Here is a 17,201-nt window from a genome sequence, read left to right on the forward strand (position 1 = left end):
GCAAGCAATGGCTTACAAGGAAGCCAAACCTCAAACGTTCGTACGCATAGTCGTGCCGTTCAAGGCGCGTGTGATGAATACCTACAACGCAAGGTGCTATCCATGGGAAGACAAAAAGCAGTGATCAAAGCTCGTCGTGAAGCAAAACGTGTGCTGAGACGAGATTCACGCAGCCATAAACAGCGTGAAGAAGAATCGGTCACCTCGCTTGTGCAGATGAGTGGCGTGGAATCAATTGGCATGGCACGGGAAGGCCGTGATACTTCTCCAGTTGAAGCGCGTAATGACGCTCAGGTGCACTACCTGAATGCTATCGAGAGTAAGCAGCTGATCTTCGCAACCGGTGAAGCCGGATGCGGTAAAACCTGGATCAGCGCGGCGAAAGCGGCGGAGGCCCTGATACATAAGGATGTGGACAGGATCATTGTGACCCGTCCGGTCCTGCAAGCTGACGAAGATCTCGGCTTCTTACCCGGAGACATTTCCGAGAAGTTTGCGCCGTATTTCCGGCCCGTTTACGACGTGCTCGTGAAGCGGCTGGGCGCATCCTTTATGCAATACTGCCTGCGACCAGAAATTGGTAAGGTGGAAATCGCGCCGTTCGCCTACATGCGTGGACGTACCTTTGAAAATGCGGTGGTGATCCTTGACGAGGCCCAGAACGTCACCGCAGCGCAAATGAAAATGTTCTTAACGCGCCTCGGGGAGAACGTGACCGTTATCGTGAACGGCGACATCACTCAGTGTGATTTGCCCTCTGGCGTTCAGTCAGGGTTAAGCGATGCGCTGGCACGTTTCGAGGAAGACGAGATGATAGGTATTGTTCGTTTCACCAAAGACGACTGCGTACGCTCCGCGCTTTGCCAGCGTACGCTCAATGCCTATAGCTAAAGGTGTGCTCTGTTACTGCACTCAGGGCCCGGGAAACCGGGCTTTGTTTTTTGGGAGTGCGCCAAAGATAATGTAGGTCGGGTAAGCGCAGCGCCACCCGACAGAAACTAAGCGCTGTACTCAGGGTTCTCATCCCCCCAGGGCAGCGCAATATGCGAAAAAAAGCCCGCATTTGCATGCGAGCTCTTCTTCAAATATGGCGGTGAGGGGGGGATTGACTCGCTTCGCTCGCCCTGCGGGCAGCCCGCTCACTGCGTTCGCAGTCTGTCCAACGTGCTAAAGCACGTTGTCGAACCCCGGTCGGGTGTTCTCATCCCCCCCAGGGCAGTGCAATATGCGAAAAAAAGCCCGCATTTGCATGCGAGCTCTTCTTCAAATATGGCGGTGAGGGGGGGATCGTTCTCATCCCCCCAGGGCAGCGCAATATGCGAAAAAAAGCCCGCATTTGCATGCGAGCTCTTCTTCANGTTGCCTGACCTCTTGGGGGGCAACGGGGCGCTACTATAGGGAGTTGCAGGAAAACGGTCAAGTTTATTTTCAGCTTTCTGTATCATTCGGTTAAGCAATAATCATTCCCCGCATCGTCCATGAGGCGGGGAACAGTTTATGCTCCGATCCGGGAAGGTTACATCTGACCAAAACGGCCAGAATTGAAATCCTGAATCGCTTCGGCGATCTCCGCTTTGCTGTTCATCACGAACGGACCGTAGCCGACAATCGGCTCGTCGATCGGCTCCCCCCNCGCTCTGGCTCAGCACGACAAGCTGCCCTTCATGCGCGTCTGATGTACCGTTGACCGTCACGCTGCCTTCCAGGATGACCAGCGCCGTGCTCCAGCCTTCCGGCTGCGTCAGCGTCAGATCGTGCCCCTGATTCAGCGTCATATCCCAGACGTTCATCGGCGACCAGGTGTGTGCCGGGCCTGTCGTCTCACCATAATGACCGGCAATTACCCGCAGCGCGCCGCTATTGTCAGGCAGCGTGACGTCCGGAATAGTGTTCTGCGTAATGCTCTGGTAGCCCGGCGCGGCCATTTTGTCTTTCGCGGGCAGATTGACCCACAGCTGAATCATCTTCAGCTCGCCGCCTTTACGTGAGAAATCGGCAGAGTGAAACTCTTCATGCAGAATACCCGCACCTGCTGTCATCCACTGCACGTCGCCGGGGCCAATCACGCCGCCCTTGCCGGTGGAGTCGCGATGCTCCACTTCACCGGCGTAGACCAACGTAACGGTCTCAAACCCACGATGCGGATGCTCGCCGACGCCACGTTTCACGCCATCCGCAGGGAAGGTGTGCGGACCCGCGTAATCCAGCAGCAGAAACGGGCTGAGCTGCTTGCCGTGGGATTGGTAAGAGAACAGGGATCGCACCGGAAAGCCATCACCCACCCAGTGTGGACGTGGCGCGGTATAAACACCGGTAATCCGTTTCATAACTCTCTCCTGCGATGTGAACTTTCAATGTCAATTAGATTACATACGGCATTAATCGGTGGGTAGAGCGCAAAAATGCTCTACACTGTTCTGAAAAGGGAACAATGGAGCAAACATGCAGGATCTCAACGACTTCGCCTGGTTTGTACAGGTGGTGGATCACGGTGGATTCGCCGCGGCAGGGAGGGCGCTCGGTCAGCCGAAATCTAAACTGAGCCGTCGCATTGCGCAACTGGAAGAGCGGCTTGGCGTGCGGCTTATCCAGCGAACAACGCGGCAGTTTACGGTCACCGAGCTGGGGCAGACGTTTTATCAGCACTGCAAAGCGATGATGGTGGAAGCGGAAGCCGCGCAGGATGCGATTGCCGCACTGCAGGTGGAGCCCCGAGGCACGGTGAAAATTACCTGCCCGGTGACGCTGCTACACGTCCATGTTGGCGCGATGCTGGCGAAATTCATGGTGCGTTACCCGGACGTTAAACTGCACCTGGAAGCCACCAACCGCCGCGTCGATGTGGTGGGCGAGGGCGTGGACGTGGCGATCCGTGTGCTGCCGCGCCCGTTTGATGNCTGGCCCGGATTGAGCCTGAGCGAAGGCAGACATCTGCACCAGTGGTCGCTGTACGGTCCCGACGGTGCGCATGCCGACGTGCATTTTATCCCGCGGCTGATTACCTCAGATATGCTGGCGCTGCGCGAAGCCGCCATCGCCGGTGTCGGGGTGGTGCAGTTACCGTTGTTAATGGTGCGTGACCAGCTGGCTTCCGGCGAACTGGTGGTGGTGTTGAAAGAGTGGGAGCCGCGCCGGGAAGTGATCCACGCGCTGTTTCCGTCCCGCCGTGGACTGCTGCCGTCCGTCAGGGCGCTGGTGGATTTTCTCACGGAGGAGTATCGGGCGATGGTGGAGGATTAAAATGTAGGTCGGGTAAGCGAAGCGCCACCCGACAGGAGCATGGCTCCGTGAACACCGGGCTGAATGTTGGCTCCGGGGGGGATTGACTCGCTTCGCTCGCCATTACTCGGCCCATCCTTGGGCCTCACCTCTTCGAGGCCAACGCNAGGGCCGTGCAATATGCGAAAAAAAAGCCCGCACTTCCGTACGAGCTCTTCCTCAAATATGGCGGTGAGGGGGGGATTGACTCGCTTCGCTCGCCCTGCGGGCAGCCCGCTCACTGCGTTCGCAGTCTGTCCAACGTGCTAAAGCACGTTGTCGACCCCCGGTCGGGCGTTCTCATCCCCCCCAGGGCCGTGCAATATGCGAAAAAAAAGCCCGCACTTCCGTACGAGCTCTTCTGCAAATATGGCGGTGAGGGGGGGATTGACTCGCTTCGCTCGCCCTGCGGGCAGCCCGCTCACTGCGTTCNCCCGGCGTCGCCGGGACGGCCGCTAATGTAGGGAAAACCATACCGATCGTCAACTGACTTTTTAAAAAAATCGTGCGTTTAGCTAATCTTCAGGCAACTTGCTTCTAAATCGAGCCGGAAACGCTTTTTTTGGCAGCAATCGGCTTTTTAAAGGCCGCGTGAGCGAAATTTGCTATGCTGACAATCCGCGATAAAACAACCAGTAACCGCAAAAGCGCGGTAATCCGTCTGGAGACATTATGGACATCATTTTCTATCATCCCACGTTTGATATTCCGTTCTGGATTGCAGAACTGGAGAAGCACATCCCCGGCGCGAAGGTGCGTGAATGGAAAAGCGGCGATAACGGGCCTGCAGATTATGCGCTGGTCTGGCATCCCCCGGTGGAGATGCTGCAGGGGCGCACGCTGAAAGCGGTGTTTGCGCTGGGTGCAGGGGTGGATTCGATTCTGAGCCAGCTCAAAGCCCACCCGGAGATGTTGCCGGAAACCACGCCGCTGTTTCGCCTTGAAGATACCGGCATGGCTGAGCAGATGCAGGAATACGCCGTCAGCCAGGTGCTGCACTGGTTCCGTCGTTTCGACGATTATCAGCAGCAAAAAAATGCGGTTAACTGGCAGCCGTTGCCGGAATACCATCGCGAAGATTTTACCATCGGCATTTTGGGCGCGGGCGTGCTCGGCAGTAAAGTGGCGGAAAGCCTGCTCGCATGGGGTTTTCCGGTGCGTTGCTGGAGCCGCAGGCGCANACCAGTTTTGCGGGTAAAGACGCGCTACCGGACTTTTTGCGCGAGACTCGCGTGCTGATCAACCTGTTGCCCAACACGCCGGAAACGGTAGGGATCATCAACGCGTCGTTATTAAATCAGCTCAGAGATGCGTGCTATGTGCTCAACCTGGCGCGTGGCGTGCATGTCATTGAAGCGGATCTGTTGCAGGCGCTGGAACGTGGCAAAGTTAAAGGCGCGATGCTGGACGTGTTCAGTCAGGAGCCGCTGCCCGCAGAAAGCCCGCTGTGGAAACACCCACGGGTGGCGATAACGCCGCATGTAGCGGCGGTCACGCGTCCGGCGCAGGCGATCGAGGTTATCTCGCGCACCATTCTGCAGCTCGAGCGCGGTGAGCCGGTCCGCGGGCAGGTGGATCGTCAGTTGGGGTATTGAGTACAGCGCCCCGCGGATGGCGGCGGGTTTTTTACTCATAAAGTTCACGCAATCCTGTTATCCTTGGCCTAAAACAGAGAGGAGAGAGCAATGTATCCCGTCGACCTGCACATGCACACCGTCGCCAGCACCCATGCCTACAGTACCCTTCACGATTATATTGCTGAGGCGAAGCGCAAAGGGATCGCGCTGTTTGCTATCACCGATCACGGCCCCGATATGGCCGATGCGCCGCACCACTGGCATTTTATCAATATGCGCATCTGGCCGCGCATGGTGGATGGCGTGGGCATTCTGCGTGGCATCGAAGCAAACATTAAAAATACCCAGGGCGAAATTGACTGTACCGGACCGATGCTGACGTCATTGGATCTCATCATCGCCGGTTTCCACGAGCCGGTTTTCCCGCCGCAGGACAAAGCCACCCATACCGAAGCGATGATTGCCACCATGGCCAGCGGCAACGTGCATATCATCAGCCATCCCGGTAACCCGAAATTCCCGGTTGATATTCCGGCAATTGCCAAAGCCGCCGCGAAATATCAGGTGGCGCTCGAGATTAACAACTCGTCATTTGTCGCGTCCCGTATCGGCAGCGAAGACAACTGCCGTGCCATTGCCGAAGCTGTGCGCGACGCGGGCGGCTGGGTTGCGCTCGGGTCTGATTCGCATACGGCGTTTACGCTGGGCGATTTCACCGAATGTCGGAAAATCCTCGATGCTGTCGATTTCCCGGAAGATCGCATTCTTAACGTTACGCCGCGCCGTTTCCTGAATTTCCTGGAATCACGCGGGATGGCACCGATCCCTGAATTTTCTGAACTGTAATTTATTAACTGGAACCACTGAATGAACGAGTTTTCAATCCTCTGCCGCGTGCTGGGTTCGCTCTACTACCGTCAGCCGCAGGATCCGCTGCTGGTGCCGCTGTTCACCCTGATCCGTGAAGGCAAACTGGCGGAAAGCTGGCCGCTGGAGCAGGACGAGCTGCTGGAACGCCTGCAGAAAAGCTGCGACGGGCAACAGATTGCGGCCGATTACAACGCGCTGTTCGTTGGCGACGAGTGCAGCGTGTCGCCGTTTGCCAGCCACTGGCAGAGCGAGATCAAAGAAGCGGATGTGCGTGCGTTCTTGTCCGAACGCGGTATGCCGCTTAGCGACGCGCCTGCCGACCATTTTGGCACGTTGCTGCTGGCCGCCTCCTGGCTTGAAGACCAGTCAGAAGAGGATGAAAGCGAGGCGCTGGAAACCCTGTTCGCAGACTACCTGCTGCCGTGGTGTGGCACTTTCCTTGGCAAGCTGGAAGCGCATGCTGCCACCCCGTTCTGGCGGACCATGGCGCCGCTGACCCGCGAAGCGATTTCCGCTATGTGGGACGAATTACAGGAAGAGAATGAAGAGTGATATAAATCACATTATCAATGTAACGTGAAATCATTGCGTGATGATAATGTGTTCAACATCACATTCGCGTGGCGCGTTTCTGCTATGATTCGCGCCATGAACATACTCTTTTCTATTGCACTGACGACAGGCATTCTCTCCGGTATCTGGGGCTGGGTGGCTGTCTCTTTGGGTTTACTGAGCTGGGCTGGATTTCTCGGCTGTACCGCCTATTTCGCCTGTCCGCAGGGTGGGATGAAAGGGCTGCTGATTGCCACCTGCACGGTGATGAGCGGTGTCCTGTGGGCGCAGGTTATTATGTATGGCAGCGCGCTGGCGCCGCACCTGGACATCCTCAGCTATTCCATGACCGGTATTGTTGCGTTCCTGATGTGCATTCAGGCAAAACAGCTGCTGCTGTCGTTTGTTCCCGGCACCTTTATTGGCGCGGGCGCGACCTTTGCCGGGCAGGGTGACTGGCGGGTGATTGTTCCGTCGCTGGCGCTGGGGCTGCTGTTTGGTTATGCGATGAAAAACAGCGGACTATGGCTGGCGTCCCGGCGACTTAAAGCGGATTCACCGTCGCTGCAACGCGAATAAAAAAGAGCGTGGCCTGAGTGTCACGCTCTTTTTTTGCCGATTATCAGGATTCCGGCGGAACGGACATCTCGCGGTATTTAGCCAGCACCGGGTTGTTCAGATCCGCTTTGTTTTGCAGATCCCACAGGCTGCGGTCGATGCCATCATTGATCAGGTAGATAACCCCCGTTTCAATCGCCGACATCAGGCACAGCATCACAGGCTCGTTGGCGGTGTAGCCAATTTCCCCNGCACTTCATACGAAAGAATGGTTTTGCTGGTGTTCACCGATGAGAGCACTTCGCCGGTACTGACGTTTACCACTCGCAGATTGACCGCAATTTGATCGAGCTGATATTGCGTATCTGCCCCAATCCCGAAGTAGCGCGCCCCCACGCCGCCCGACTTCACATTGCTTTCGTAGCCAATAATCGAACCCTCAATCATGATATTGGCTGCAGTCAGTGACTGCAGCGGAATGCGGTTGTTAATCGCCACCGTGCCGTTTTCCTGCGCCGCGCGAATGATTTTGCGTTCGTTCAGCAGGTTCTGCAGACCCTGTCGCTCAAGCGGTACAAACCAGCGCGAATCCTTCAGCGCCGTCACCAGCATGGCGGTGGCGCTCTGCGGAACGGCGGTGGAGAAGTTACTGGCCGGGTAGGGCTTGAACTGCCCGGTTTCATCCTGAATGTTGTACACCGAAACAAAAATCTTCCCGCTGGGCATCGGTAAATGGGTCAGGTCACGGTAGCTCTGCGCCCGCGGCATTAAGGTCGGTCTGGCGGCTTCTTTTGGCGGGGCCGTTAAACATCCGCTCAATAAACTGACGGCCAGGAGAAGTAATAAGCGCTGCATGATAGTCGTCCTGTAATAACTGAGCGTTAGAAGTCAGTGGAATTCGTTTGTAAACCCGACACCTCAATGGTGGAGGTTTTTCCGGTTTTCCGGTCGGTGACGTTTAATTGCAGCTGGCCATCACGGTTAGAGATATCAACGATGAAATCGCTGGTCACCATTCTTCCCGGTTTCCCGGTATTAATATTGGTCAACAGCCCGCCTAATATTTGCGACTGAATGGCCTGGGTGAAATTATCCAGCGCTGACGGTGTTTCGATGCCATAGTCGTCATAGCTGGGATCTTTATACGAGTTTTGCGCCTGGGCGTTGTTCAGAAGAAAAGAACCGTTATTGGGGTTGCCGCCAAAACTCGGGTCCCGGAACTGGAATACCATATTCCCGCCCCAACTGACGGTGGGGATCAGAATGAGTGACATCACTGCATATGCAATACGCATGACAGCCTCCGCGTTATATTCAGTTTTTAAAATTCGTCCTGAGCGAGATCTTTGGTGCTCAGCAACGCCTGATCGATCTGGCGGCGTTTAATCGCCTCGTCAGTCGCAGCCAGCGCCTGACCTACCGTATTTTCAAAATCACGTCGGGTTGGAAAGAGAAACGTCTGGTAAATAACATCCTGATTAATCGCGATGGTGATCCAGCTTCCCCAACGGGCGCTGGGCCTTTCGTTAATCGTCAGGTTTCCTTTGTAGTCGCTTTCCCACTTGTCGCTGAAGGAACGATAAAAATCGTGCCCGACTGAAGAGACCGTGTGGTCGGTTAATAACCCAGGGATTTCGACCTCAACGGCGCGCAGATCCCCGGTGGCGAACAGGAATTCTGCTGCCACGAGCAAGGCAAAATAGCGTTTCATGGCGTCACCGCCTGAGGTTATCGTTGGCCCAGGAGACTGCCTGCGTGCGGTTTTTAACGGATATCTTTTTGAAGAGATTATAAAGATGCGTTTTGACCGTATTTTCGCTGATAAACAGCGAGCGGGCGATCTCGTTGTTGGAGGCACCAATACGTAGCTTATTGAGGATCTCTTTCTCACGATGGGTGAGCAGTGTGCTGTCTGTGCCGTTGTAGCGGTAGTGGCCTGAATGGGTTATCAGGTAACTCGCTAATTTTTGTGAGAAATAGCATTCGCCACGCAGTACGCCCTGCAAACCTTCAATTAAACGTGACTCATCTTCGGAGACGTAGAAAACCCCGTTGATATGCGGCCAGTTTTCAATATCGCGGAACGGATATTCATCAGGCGTATTTAACAGCAGCATCCTGATATTATTGTTTTTCCTGCTTAAGTTTTCCTGCCAGTAATGGATGATTTTTTTATCAGCTTCCATCATATCAAATAATATAATGCTATTAGCTGAAATATCATCCAGCGTTCGCTGAATATTATGCAGTTTGGTCGTTAACACCAGAGAGTGTTTTAAATGCTGTAGCAGAGCAGTGGCCTGCAAAGAAGGTTTTGTGATCAACAATAATGTATGACCATGAATACTATGGACTTCATTAAACATGATGAAACCCCACTTTTTGAGCGCACCTGACAGCCGCCCACGGGAAAACCGTGAGTACCAGAAGTACTGAAAGATGCGGAACTGCTGTGTGTAGAAAGCGTCATAAACCCCGCGATGGAGGCTAAAAGTAAAACGAATTAAGTACTGCTAATTTCAATCTAGTCATTACTAACCTTAAAGCAAGTGTTAATCATGTAACAAAAAGTAAAATTAAATATTAAAATGTGTATTTCTGGATTTTAAACTGTTTAGATTTAATAGAAAAGTTGTACATTTTACGCATTTTGCACAAATTTGTTATGAGTGAATTATCGCAATATTCTGTTGATTTATAAAGTTTTTATCATTTTTATATTGCCGATTACGGCGACGTTTATTACAAAAAACAGACAGTGTCATTTGTACAACTTAACTTCTTAAGAAAAAGACACCGTTGTCACGCGATGATCACAAATAATCGTTTCTGAGTAAATGAAAAGCGTCAACTTCTCTTGACGGTGGAGGCATTGAGCGATGAACGTTTGTAGAGCGGGTGCGGGATAATAAGACGAAATAAACCCGACCTGCCGCTTCGTTTTTTCTTTCCGGTTCATACTTTGGGGTGAATATAACCAACAAAATACCACTGGCGGGTGAGATATTTAAAATGTTTCTCCGGACATACTCTTCACCGTAACGCCGCGTTAACAAGATACGCAGGCTGTTTACAAAATATCCGTGCTTCATTATTACGACAGAACCAGGTCCAGGGCGACAACATGAAAAACAAATTGTTATTTATGGTGTTAACAATGCTGGGTTCGCCTGGGTTAGTAATCGCAGCAGGTAATGATCTGGCTAATTCAGAATATAACCTCGCGGTTAATGAGTTAAGTAATCCATCTTATAATCAGGCAGCCATTATTGGTCAGCAGGGCGGTTATAACAACGCCACTGTTCGCCAGAACGGTTCAAAAGTCCTTTCTGTTATTTCTCAGGAGGGTTCTGCGAACCGGGCGAAAATTGACCAGTCAGGAACCTATAACCTCGCTTATATTGCGCAGGCGGGCAATGCCAACGATGCAAATATACAGCAAGGGGGATATGGAAATACTGCGGCCATTATCCAGCAAGGATCCGGTAATAAAGCAAATATTACTCAGTATGGTACGCAAAAAACCGCAGTTGTAGTGCAACGACAGTCGCAGATGGCAATACGCGTCACGCAACGCTAGCTATTCACGGCAATTAAAATCAATCCGATGGGGGTTTACCATGAAACTTATCAAAGTAGCAGCATTCGCAGCCATTGTAGTTTCTGGCAGTGCTCTGGCAGGTCTTGTTCCGCAATACGGTGGTGGTCATGGCGGCGGTAATACAACGGGTCCTGAATCTACGATGAGCATTTATCAGTACGGTGGCGGCAACCTGGCAACCGCGCTGCAAAGCGATGCCCGTCAGTCCGATCTGACCATCAAACAGTACGGCGGCGCTAACGCAGCCGATGTGGGCCAGGGTTCAGACTCCAGCACCATCGACCTGCTGCAGAATGGCTATGCCAACAATGCCACTATCGATCAGTGGAACAGCAAAAACTCTGACGTCGAAGTGCGTCAGTTCGGTGCGAGCAACGGTGCACTGGTTAACCAGTCTGCCTCTGATTCGAGCGTTACCGTACATCAGGTTGGTTTCGGCAACAACGCGACTGCCAGCCAGTACTAACATCCCGATAAGGTCGTTTTGAAAACAGGGCGCTGGCCCTGTTTTTTTCTGGAGGCGAACATGCACAGCTTGTTGCTGCTTGCGGCGCTGAGCAATCAAATTGCGTTTGATGTCGCACAGCAGGGAGAAATTACCATCATTATTCCCACCGTCACCTTAACCCGCGCCTGCGTTTGCCGTGTTCAGGTGCAGACCCTGCGCGAGGGGCAGAGCGGTACCAGCCAGATACAGCAAAGTAAAACCCTCTCTTTGCCCGCTAATCAGGCGATTGATTTACCCCGGCTTCGTTTAAATTTGACCCCTGAAGACACGGTAAAAGTGGTTGTCACCGTTACGGACGGACAGTCGCTTCATTTGTCGCAGCAGTGGTTATCACCGAACAAAACGTGATCAAAAAATTCAGTAAATCAAGTCATTGGATCGACTGGCGGAAAGTCAGAAACGTTAATATGCTGTAATAAATGTTAGTGACCGTGTCATGTTGTAAATGCAGTAGTGATCGTCTGGTGCACCGCATACCGCACTCAGGGATGAGCCATACTGAAGAGGTTTGACATGAAAACATTTGTGAGCACAGCGCTTCCTTTACTTCTCCTCATCTCATCAACGGTAAATGCCGCACAGGGTGGTGTGATTCATTTCCGTGGTGCCATCGTTGAAGATCCCTGCAACATCGCGCGTACCGCCGAAAGCGTGGCGTTTAGCTGCTACCGCGATGGAGTAACGAAAACGTCCGTCTATTCTCTCGAACAAGCCGAAAAAGGGGTAAAGGGGAATAGNGCCAAAAAAAGCCCCTCGTTGAGGGGCGTTGCTTAGCTGACGCTGGCCGGCGCTTTTTCCGGTTGCCGTAGCGGTTTGCCGGAAAAGAGGAAGCGCAGCAGCGGAATGCGCAAATGGATCTCATATAAGATCAGTGCGCAGCCGATAACAAAGACCAGCCCGGCGAGAAAGCCCAGCGTATTAGACGTAATGTACGGCGTGATCCACGCCCCATAGAATAGCGTTAAGGGATGATGTACCAGATAGATAAACAGCGAAGCGTTGACGAAGTAGGTGACGCGCGCCGACTGGAAATTCAGCAGCCGATGCCCGAAGGCAAAAACCACGTTTACCATCCACAGTCCCAACACCATCGTAATGACCGATTCCGTTTCATACATCCACGCGTCACCGGAGCCGTATTGCTGGTTCAGGCGGTAGGCGATAAAGCCCAGCACCGCGCCAACCAGGCACCACGGGGACGGGGTGGTGAACAGCGCTTTCAGCCGCGGATTGATAAACGCCTGGGCGCCAATGACAAAGAACGGCACGTAAAACAGCGTCTGCATCACGGCAAAATTAAACAGGCCGTCGCTGAGAATCGGCGCGTAGACGATGAAGATCGTGCGGCGAATCGCGCCATACAGCACGCCGAACGCCAGAAACAGCCACGTCAATTGCCCAAGCGTGACATGTTCGAAAAAGCGCTTGCGGGCGCGGATCTGGCGACGTCGCAACCAGCGGAATACCACGATGCTCACGGTGGTCAGCACCACCAGCACCAGCAGGAACCACAGGTGCGAGATAAGCTCCCACACCAGCGTGTTGTACTTGTCGTACAACGACAGGCTCTCCCAGCTTTCAGTTTTACCCTTCACGTACTGCAGCATAATAAACTGCGGCAGTGTCAGCAGCGGAATGGCGGTGAGCATCGGGATCCCGACGCGCTCCACGCGCACTTTCCACCATTTCTTAAGTGGATAGCGCAGAAACAGCATGTAGGAAAAGTAGCCAGAGATGACGAAAAAGACCTGCATGCGGAACGAATGGATGAAGTCGTTGAACAGCGTCAGCCACCATGACGGTTCGATGCTGTTCACATGCCAGGTATGGCTTGAGTAGATCAGCGAAATATGAAAAGGAATCCCTAATAACATCAGCCATGCACGGATGGAATCAAGGAAATATTCACGTTGTGGCGGTACTTTATTCATAGACTTACGTACAATCTCAGACTTTTCGTCTTATCGCGAGCGGCGATAACGTTTACATTCGGCAGCAACCCTACACGATGTCCGGGAACCTGTCTCCAGGATAAGCACGCAAAGTGCAAAACGGCGGCGGATCATTGACTAAACCATGAGCCAGCGTGCTGAACCTGACTGGGATTCAGTTGTCGGATTGCTTGAGTTTCCATTAAAATAGATCGGATCGATTTAAGCACACAAAGGGGGAAGTGCTTACTTATATGAAACATACACCACAGATGATGAAACTGCGCTGGATTGGCGCAGCCGTAATGTTATCCCTGTGTACTTCATCTGCATGGGCATTTAGCATTGATGACGTTGCAAAGCAGGCAAAAACACTCGCTGGCAAAGGCTACGAGGCACCAAAAAGTAACCTGCCCTCCGCTTTCCGCGATATGAAATACGCGGACTACCAAAAGATCCAGTTTAACCACGATAAAGCCTACTGGAGCAACATCAAAACCCCGTTCAAATTAGAGTTCTATCATCAGGGGATGTACTTCGACACGCCGGTCACCGTGAACGAAGTGACGGCCACCGCCGTGCGTAAAATTAAATATAGCCCGGATTACTTCAATTTTGGCGACGTCCAGCATGACAAAGACACGGTCAAGGATCTGGGCTTTGCCGGTTTCAAAATCCTTTATCCGATCAACAGCAAAGATAAGAACGATGAAATCGTCAGCATGCTCGGGGCCAGCTATTTTCGGGTGATCGGCCAGGGTCAGGTTTACGGTTTGTCTGCGCGCGGGCTCGCCATTGATACCGCGCTGCCTTCGGGCGAAGAGTTCCCGCGTTTTCGCGAGTTCTGGATCGAGCGTCCAAAACCGACCGACAAACGCCTGACGATTTATGCCCTGCTGGATTCTCCTCGCGCGACGGGCGCCTACCGTTTTGTGGTGATCCCGGGCCGCGATACCGTGGTCGACGTGCAGTCTAAAGTCTATCTGCGTGACAAAGTGGGTAAACTGGGCGTGGCGCCGCTGACCAGCATGTTCCTGTACGGGCCGAACCAGCCGTCGCCGGCGACCAACTATCGCCCGGAAATGCATGACTCCAACGGTCTCTCCATCCATGCCGGTAACGGCGAGTGGATCTGGCGTCCGCTGAACAACCCAAAACACCTCGCGGTCAGCAGCTACGAAACCGAAAATCCGCAGGGCTTTGGTCTGCTGCAGCGTGGCCGTCAGTTCTCACGTTTTGAAGATCTGGACGACCGCTATGACCTGCGCCCAAGCGCGTGGATCACGCCGAAAGGGGACTGGGGCAAAGGGAAAATCGAGCTGGTGGAAATCCCCACCAACGATGAAACCAACGACAACGTCGTCGCCTACTGGACGCCTGAGCAACTGCCTGAGGCGGGCAAGGAGATGAACTATAAATACACCATCACCTTCAGCCGTGACGAAGACAAGCTGCACGCGCCGGATAACGCGTTCGTCACCCAGACCCGCCGTTCCACCGGCGACGTCAAACAGGCGAACCTGATCCGTCAGCCGGATGGCACCATCGCTTTTGTGGTGGATTTCGCGGGCGCAGAGATGAAAAAGCTGCCGCAGGATACCCCGGTCACCGCGCAGACCAGCATTGGTGACAATGGCGAAATCGTTGAGAACAGCGTTCGCTATAACCCGCTCACCAAAGGCTGGCGTTTAATGCTGCGCGTCAAAGTGAAAGATGCCAGGAAAACCACGGACATGCGTGCCGCGCTGGTCAATGCTGACCAGACGCTGAGCGAAACCTGGAGCTATCAGCTGCCTGCCAATGAATAAGACAATGAAGTACATTGACGCTCTGCCGCTTTCGGAGGCTGAAAAAGCCGCGTTGCCCGACACGGATCTCCGTGCCGTTCATGAAGCCCTGGATGCTGACCATCGGACGTTCGCGCGTGACGACGACACGCCTTTAGCGTCGGTCAAAGCGCGTCTCGAACACAGCTGGCCGGACTCCTTAGCGCAAGGTCAGTTGATCAAAGACGATGAAGGTCGCGATCAACTGCAGGCGATGCCAAAAGCGAAACGTTCCTCCATGTTCCCGGATCCGTGGCGTACCAACCCGATTGGGCGTTTCTGGGACCGGCTGCGTGGGCGCGACGTGACCCCCCGCTATCTGGCGCGTCTGACCAAAGAAGAGCAGGAACATGAGCAGAAGTGGCGTATGGTCGGCTCCATTCGCCGCTATATTCTGCTGCTGTTGACGCTGGCGCAGACGGTGGTCGCCACCTGGTACATGAAAACCATTCTTCCTTACCAGGGCTGGGCGCTGATTAACCCGGCAGACATGGTGGGCCAGGATCTGTGGGTTTCCTTCATGCAACTGCTGCCTTATCTGCTGCAGACCGGGATCCTCATCCTCTTCGCCGTGCTGTTCTGCTGGGTATCGGCGGGCTTCTGGACCGCGCTGATGGGCTTTCTGCAACTGCTCATCGGCAAAGACAAATACAGTATTTCCGCCTCAACGACCGGCAATGAACCGATCAACCCGAAACATCGCACCGCGCTTATCATGCCTATCTGTAACGAGGACGTGAACCGCGTCTTCGCCGGGCTGCGGGCGACCTGGGAATCGGTAAAAGCCACCGGTCAGCAACAGCATTTCGACGTGTACATCCTGAGCGACAGCTACAACCCCGATATCTGCGTGGCTGAGCAAAAAGCGTGGATGGAGCTGATTGCGGAAGTGCAGGGCGAAGGGCAGATCTTCTATCGCCGCCGCCGCCGTCGCGTGAAGCGTAAAAGCGGCAACATCGATGACTTCTGCCGCCGCTGGGGCAGCCAGTACAGCTACATGGTGGTGCTGGATGCGGACTCCGTGATGAGTGGCGAGTGTCTGACCGGGCTGGTGCGTCTGATGGAAGCGAACCCGAACGCCGGGATCATCCAGTCGTCGCCGAAAGCCTCGGGCATGGACACGCTGTACGCGCGCTGCCAGCAGTTCGCCACCCGTGTTTACGGGCCGCTGTTCACCGCCGGTCTGCACTTCTGGCAACTGGGGGAATCCCACTACTGGGGGCACAACGCCATCATCCGCGTGAAGCCGTTCATCGAGCACTGCGCGCTGGCACCGCTGCCGGGTGAAGGTTCGTTTGCCGGGTCGATTCTGTCGCATGACTTCGTCGAAGCCGCGCTGATGCGCCGTGCCGGTTGGGGCGTGTGGATTGCCTACGATCTTCCGGGGTCGTATGAAGAGCTGCCGCCGAACCTGCTGGATGAACTGAAACGCGACCGTCGCTGGTGTCACGGTAACCTGATGAACTTCCGCCTGTTCCTCGTCAAGGGGATGCACCCGGTACACCGCGCGGTGTTCCTGACGGGCGTGATGTCCTATCTCTCCGCACCGCTGTGGTTTATGTTCCTGGTGCTGTCGACCGCCCTGCAGGTGGTGCATGCGCTGACCGAACCGCAATACTTCCTGCAACCGCGACAACTGTTCCCGGTCTGGCCGCAGTGGCGTCCGGAACTGGCGATTGCGCTGTTTGCATCCACCATGGTGCTGCTGTTCCTGCCGAAGCTGCTCAGTATCATTCTGGTGTGGTGTAAAGGCTCGAAAGAGTATGGCGGCTTCATTCGCGTGACGATTTCGCTGCTGTTGGAAGTGCTGTTCTCGGTGCTGCTGGCGCCGGTGCGTATGCTGTTCCACACGGTGTTCGTCGTCAGCGCGTTCCTCGGCTGGGAAGTGGTCTGGAATTCGCCGCAGCGTGATGACGACTCCACCCCGTGGGGCGAAGCGTTCATGCGTCATGGCTCTCAGTTGCTGCTCGGTCTGGTGTGGGCCGCCGGTATGGCGTGGCTTGATCTGCGCTTCCTGTTCTGGCTGGCACCGATTGTCTTCTCGCTGATCCTGTCGCCGTTTGTTTCTGTATTCTCCAGCCGTTCAACGGCCGGTCTGCGCAGTAAACGCTGGAAGCTGTTCCTGATCCCGGAAGAGTATTCCCCGCCGCAGGTGCTGGAAGATACCGACAAATACCTGGTGCTGAACCGCAGTCGTGAACTGGAACAGGGCTTTATGCACGCGGTGTTCAACCCGTCGTTCAATGCGCTGGCCACCGCGATGGCGACTGCCCGTCACCGTGAAAGCCACGTGCTGGAGATTGCCCGTGATCGTCACGTTGAGCAGGCGCTGAACGAAACGCCGGACAAGCTCAACCGCGATCGTCGTCTGGTGCTGTTGAGCGACCCGGTGACGCTGTCGCGTCTGCATTATCGCGTGTGGGCCTCGCCGGAAAGATATTCGTCCTGGGTGAACTATTATCAACAGTTGACGCTGAATCCGCTGGCGGTAAAAGCGAAGTAAGCCGCAGGTTAAGGAAA

The 17,201-nt window shown here is 54.3% G+C and carries 14 protein-coding genes and 3 pseudogenes; 11 read left to right on the forward strand and 6 right to left on the reverse strand.

Going from position 1 to position 17,201, the window contains the following annotated elements:
* Positions 1-102 precede the first annotated feature (102 nt).
* Positions 103-891 (forward strand): phosphate starvation-inducible protein PhoH, encoded by a 789-nt coding sequence (gene phoH / locus GM30_RS21310; RefSeq protein ID WP_049850223.1) that lies wholly within the window; start codon positions 103-105, stop codon positions 889-891.
* A 625-nt stretch (positions 892-1,516) separates the two neighbouring features.
* Here phoH and GM30_RS28285 read toward each other — a convergent pair.
* Positions 1,517-2,327: pseudogene (locus GM30_RS28285) on the reverse strand (pirin family protein).
* Between the two features lie 115 nt (positions 2,328-2,442).
* Here GM30_RS28285 and GM30_RS21320 point away from each other — a divergent pair.
* From GM30_RS21320 to GM30_RS21340, 5 genes and pseudogenes are all read left to right on the forward strand, one after another.
* Positions 2,443-3,240: a LysR substrate-binding domain-containing protein gene (locus tag GM30_RS21320; protein ID WP_049850224.1), complete on the forward strand. Its 798-nt coding sequence runs from the start codon at positions 2,443-2,445 to the stop codon at positions 3,238-3,240.
* Between the two features lie 690 nt (positions 3,241-3,930).
* A pseudogene (gene ghrA / locus GM30_RS21325) lies at positions 3,931-4,853 on the forward strand (glyoxylate/hydroxypyruvate reductase GhrA).
* Positions 4,854-4,943: 90 nt separating this feature from the next.
* Positions 4,944-5,681: a phosphatase gene (locus tag GM30_RS21330; RefSeq protein ID WP_049850225.1), complete on the forward strand. Its 738-nt coding sequence runs from the start codon at positions 4,944-4,946 to the stop codon at positions 5,679-5,681.
* A gap of 21 nt (positions 5,682-5,702) precedes the next feature.
* Entirely contained in the window at positions 5,703-6,257 is a 555-nt protein-coding gene (locus GM30_RS21335) for a TorD/DmsD family molecular chaperone (RefSeq protein WP_049850226.1), read from the forward strand.
* Positions 6,258-6,353: 96 nt separating this feature from the next.
* Positions 6,354-6,836, forward strand: coding sequence for a DUF1097 domain-containing protein (locus tag GM30_RS21340; protein ID WP_155484026.1), 483 nt, complete (start codon positions 6,354-6,356; stop codon positions 6,834-6,836).
* Positions 6,837-6,879: 43 nt separating this feature from the next.
* Here the strand turns inward: GM30_RS21340 and csgG are convergent.
* The 4 genes and pseudogenes from csgG to csgD form a co-directional block, all read right to left on the reverse strand.
* Positions 6,880-7,670, reverse strand: a pseudogene (gene csgG / locus GM30_RS21345) (curli production assembly/transport protein CsgG).
* Between the two features lie 26 nt (positions 7,671-7,696).
* Positions 7,697-8,110, reverse strand: coding sequence for a curli production assembly/transport protein CsgF (gene csgF / locus GM30_RS21350; RefSeq protein ID WP_049850227.1), 414 nt, complete (start codon positions 8,108-8,110; stop codon positions 7,697-7,699).
* A gap of 26 nt (positions 8,111-8,136) precedes the next feature.
* Positions 8,137-8,526 carry a curli production assembly/transport protein CsgE gene (csgE, locus tag GM30_RS21355; RefSeq protein ID WP_049850228.1) on the reverse strand — a complete coding sequence of 130 codons (390 nt, stop codon included), beginning with the start codon at positions 8,524-8,526 and terminating at the stop codon, positions 8,137-8,139.
* A 4-nt stretch (positions 8,527-8,530) separates the two neighbouring features.
* Positions 8,531-9,181, reverse strand: coding sequence for a biofilm master transcriptional regulator CsgD (gene csgD / locus GM30_RS21360; RefSeq protein WP_049850229.1), 651 nt, complete (start codon positions 9,179-9,181; stop codon positions 8,531-8,533).
* 758 nt (positions 9,182-9,939) lie between these two features.
* Here csgD and csgB point away from each other — a divergent pair.
* From csgB to csgC, 3 genes are read left to right on the forward strand one after another with little or no spacing between them, the layout of a single operon-like run.
* Positions 9,940-10,395 (forward strand): curli minor subunit CsgB, encoded by a 456-nt coding sequence (csgB, locus tag GM30_RS21365; protein ID WP_049850230.1) that lies wholly within the window; start codon positions 9,940-9,942, stop codon positions 10,393-10,395.
* A gap of 40 nt (positions 10,396-10,435) precedes the next feature.
* A complete protein-coding gene (csgA, locus tag GM30_RS21370) occupies positions 10,436-10,882 on the forward strand; it encodes a curli major subunit CsgA (RefSeq protein ID WP_049850231.1) in 447 nt (148 codons plus the stop codon).
* 60 nt (positions 10,883-10,942) lie between these two features.
* Positions 10,943-11,272, forward strand: coding sequence for a curli assembly chaperone CsgC (csgC, locus tag GM30_RS21375; RefSeq protein WP_049850232.1), 330 nt, complete (start codon positions 10,943-10,945; stop codon positions 11,270-11,272).
* Between the two features lie 422 nt (positions 11,273-11,694).
* Here the strand turns inward: csgC and mdoC are convergent, their stop codons facing one another.
* Positions 11,695-12,855, reverse strand: a complete 1,161-nt coding sequence (gene mdoC / locus GM30_RS21385) for a glucans biosynthesis protein MdoC (RefSeq protein ID WP_049850234.1) — start codon at positions 12,853-12,855, stop codon at positions 11,695-11,697.
* 272 nt (positions 12,856-13,127) lie between these two features.
* On the opposite strand from mdoC, the gene mdoG reads away from it, so the two are divergent.
* Positions 13,128-14,663 (forward strand): glucans biosynthesis protein MdoG, encoded by a 1,536-nt coding sequence (gene mdoG, locus GM30_RS21390; RefSeq protein ID WP_155484031.1) that lies wholly within the window; start codon positions 13,128-13,130, stop codon positions 14,661-14,663.
* A complete protein-coding gene (gene mdoH, locus GM30_RS21395) occupies positions 14,656-17,184 on the forward strand; it encodes a glucans biosynthesis glucosyltransferase MdoH (protein ID WP_049850236.1) in 2,529 nt (842 codons plus the stop codon). The genes mdoG and mdoH overlap by 8 nt, the downstream gene beginning before the upstream one ends.
* Positions 17,185-17,201 lie beyond the last annotated feature (17 nt).

It is taken from the genome of Trabulsiella odontotermitis (genome assembly GCF_001188485.1).
Taxonomy (GTDB): domain Bacteria; phylum Pseudomonadota; class Gammaproteobacteria; order Enterobacterales; family Enterobacteriaceae; genus Trabulsiella; species Trabulsiella odontotermitis_A.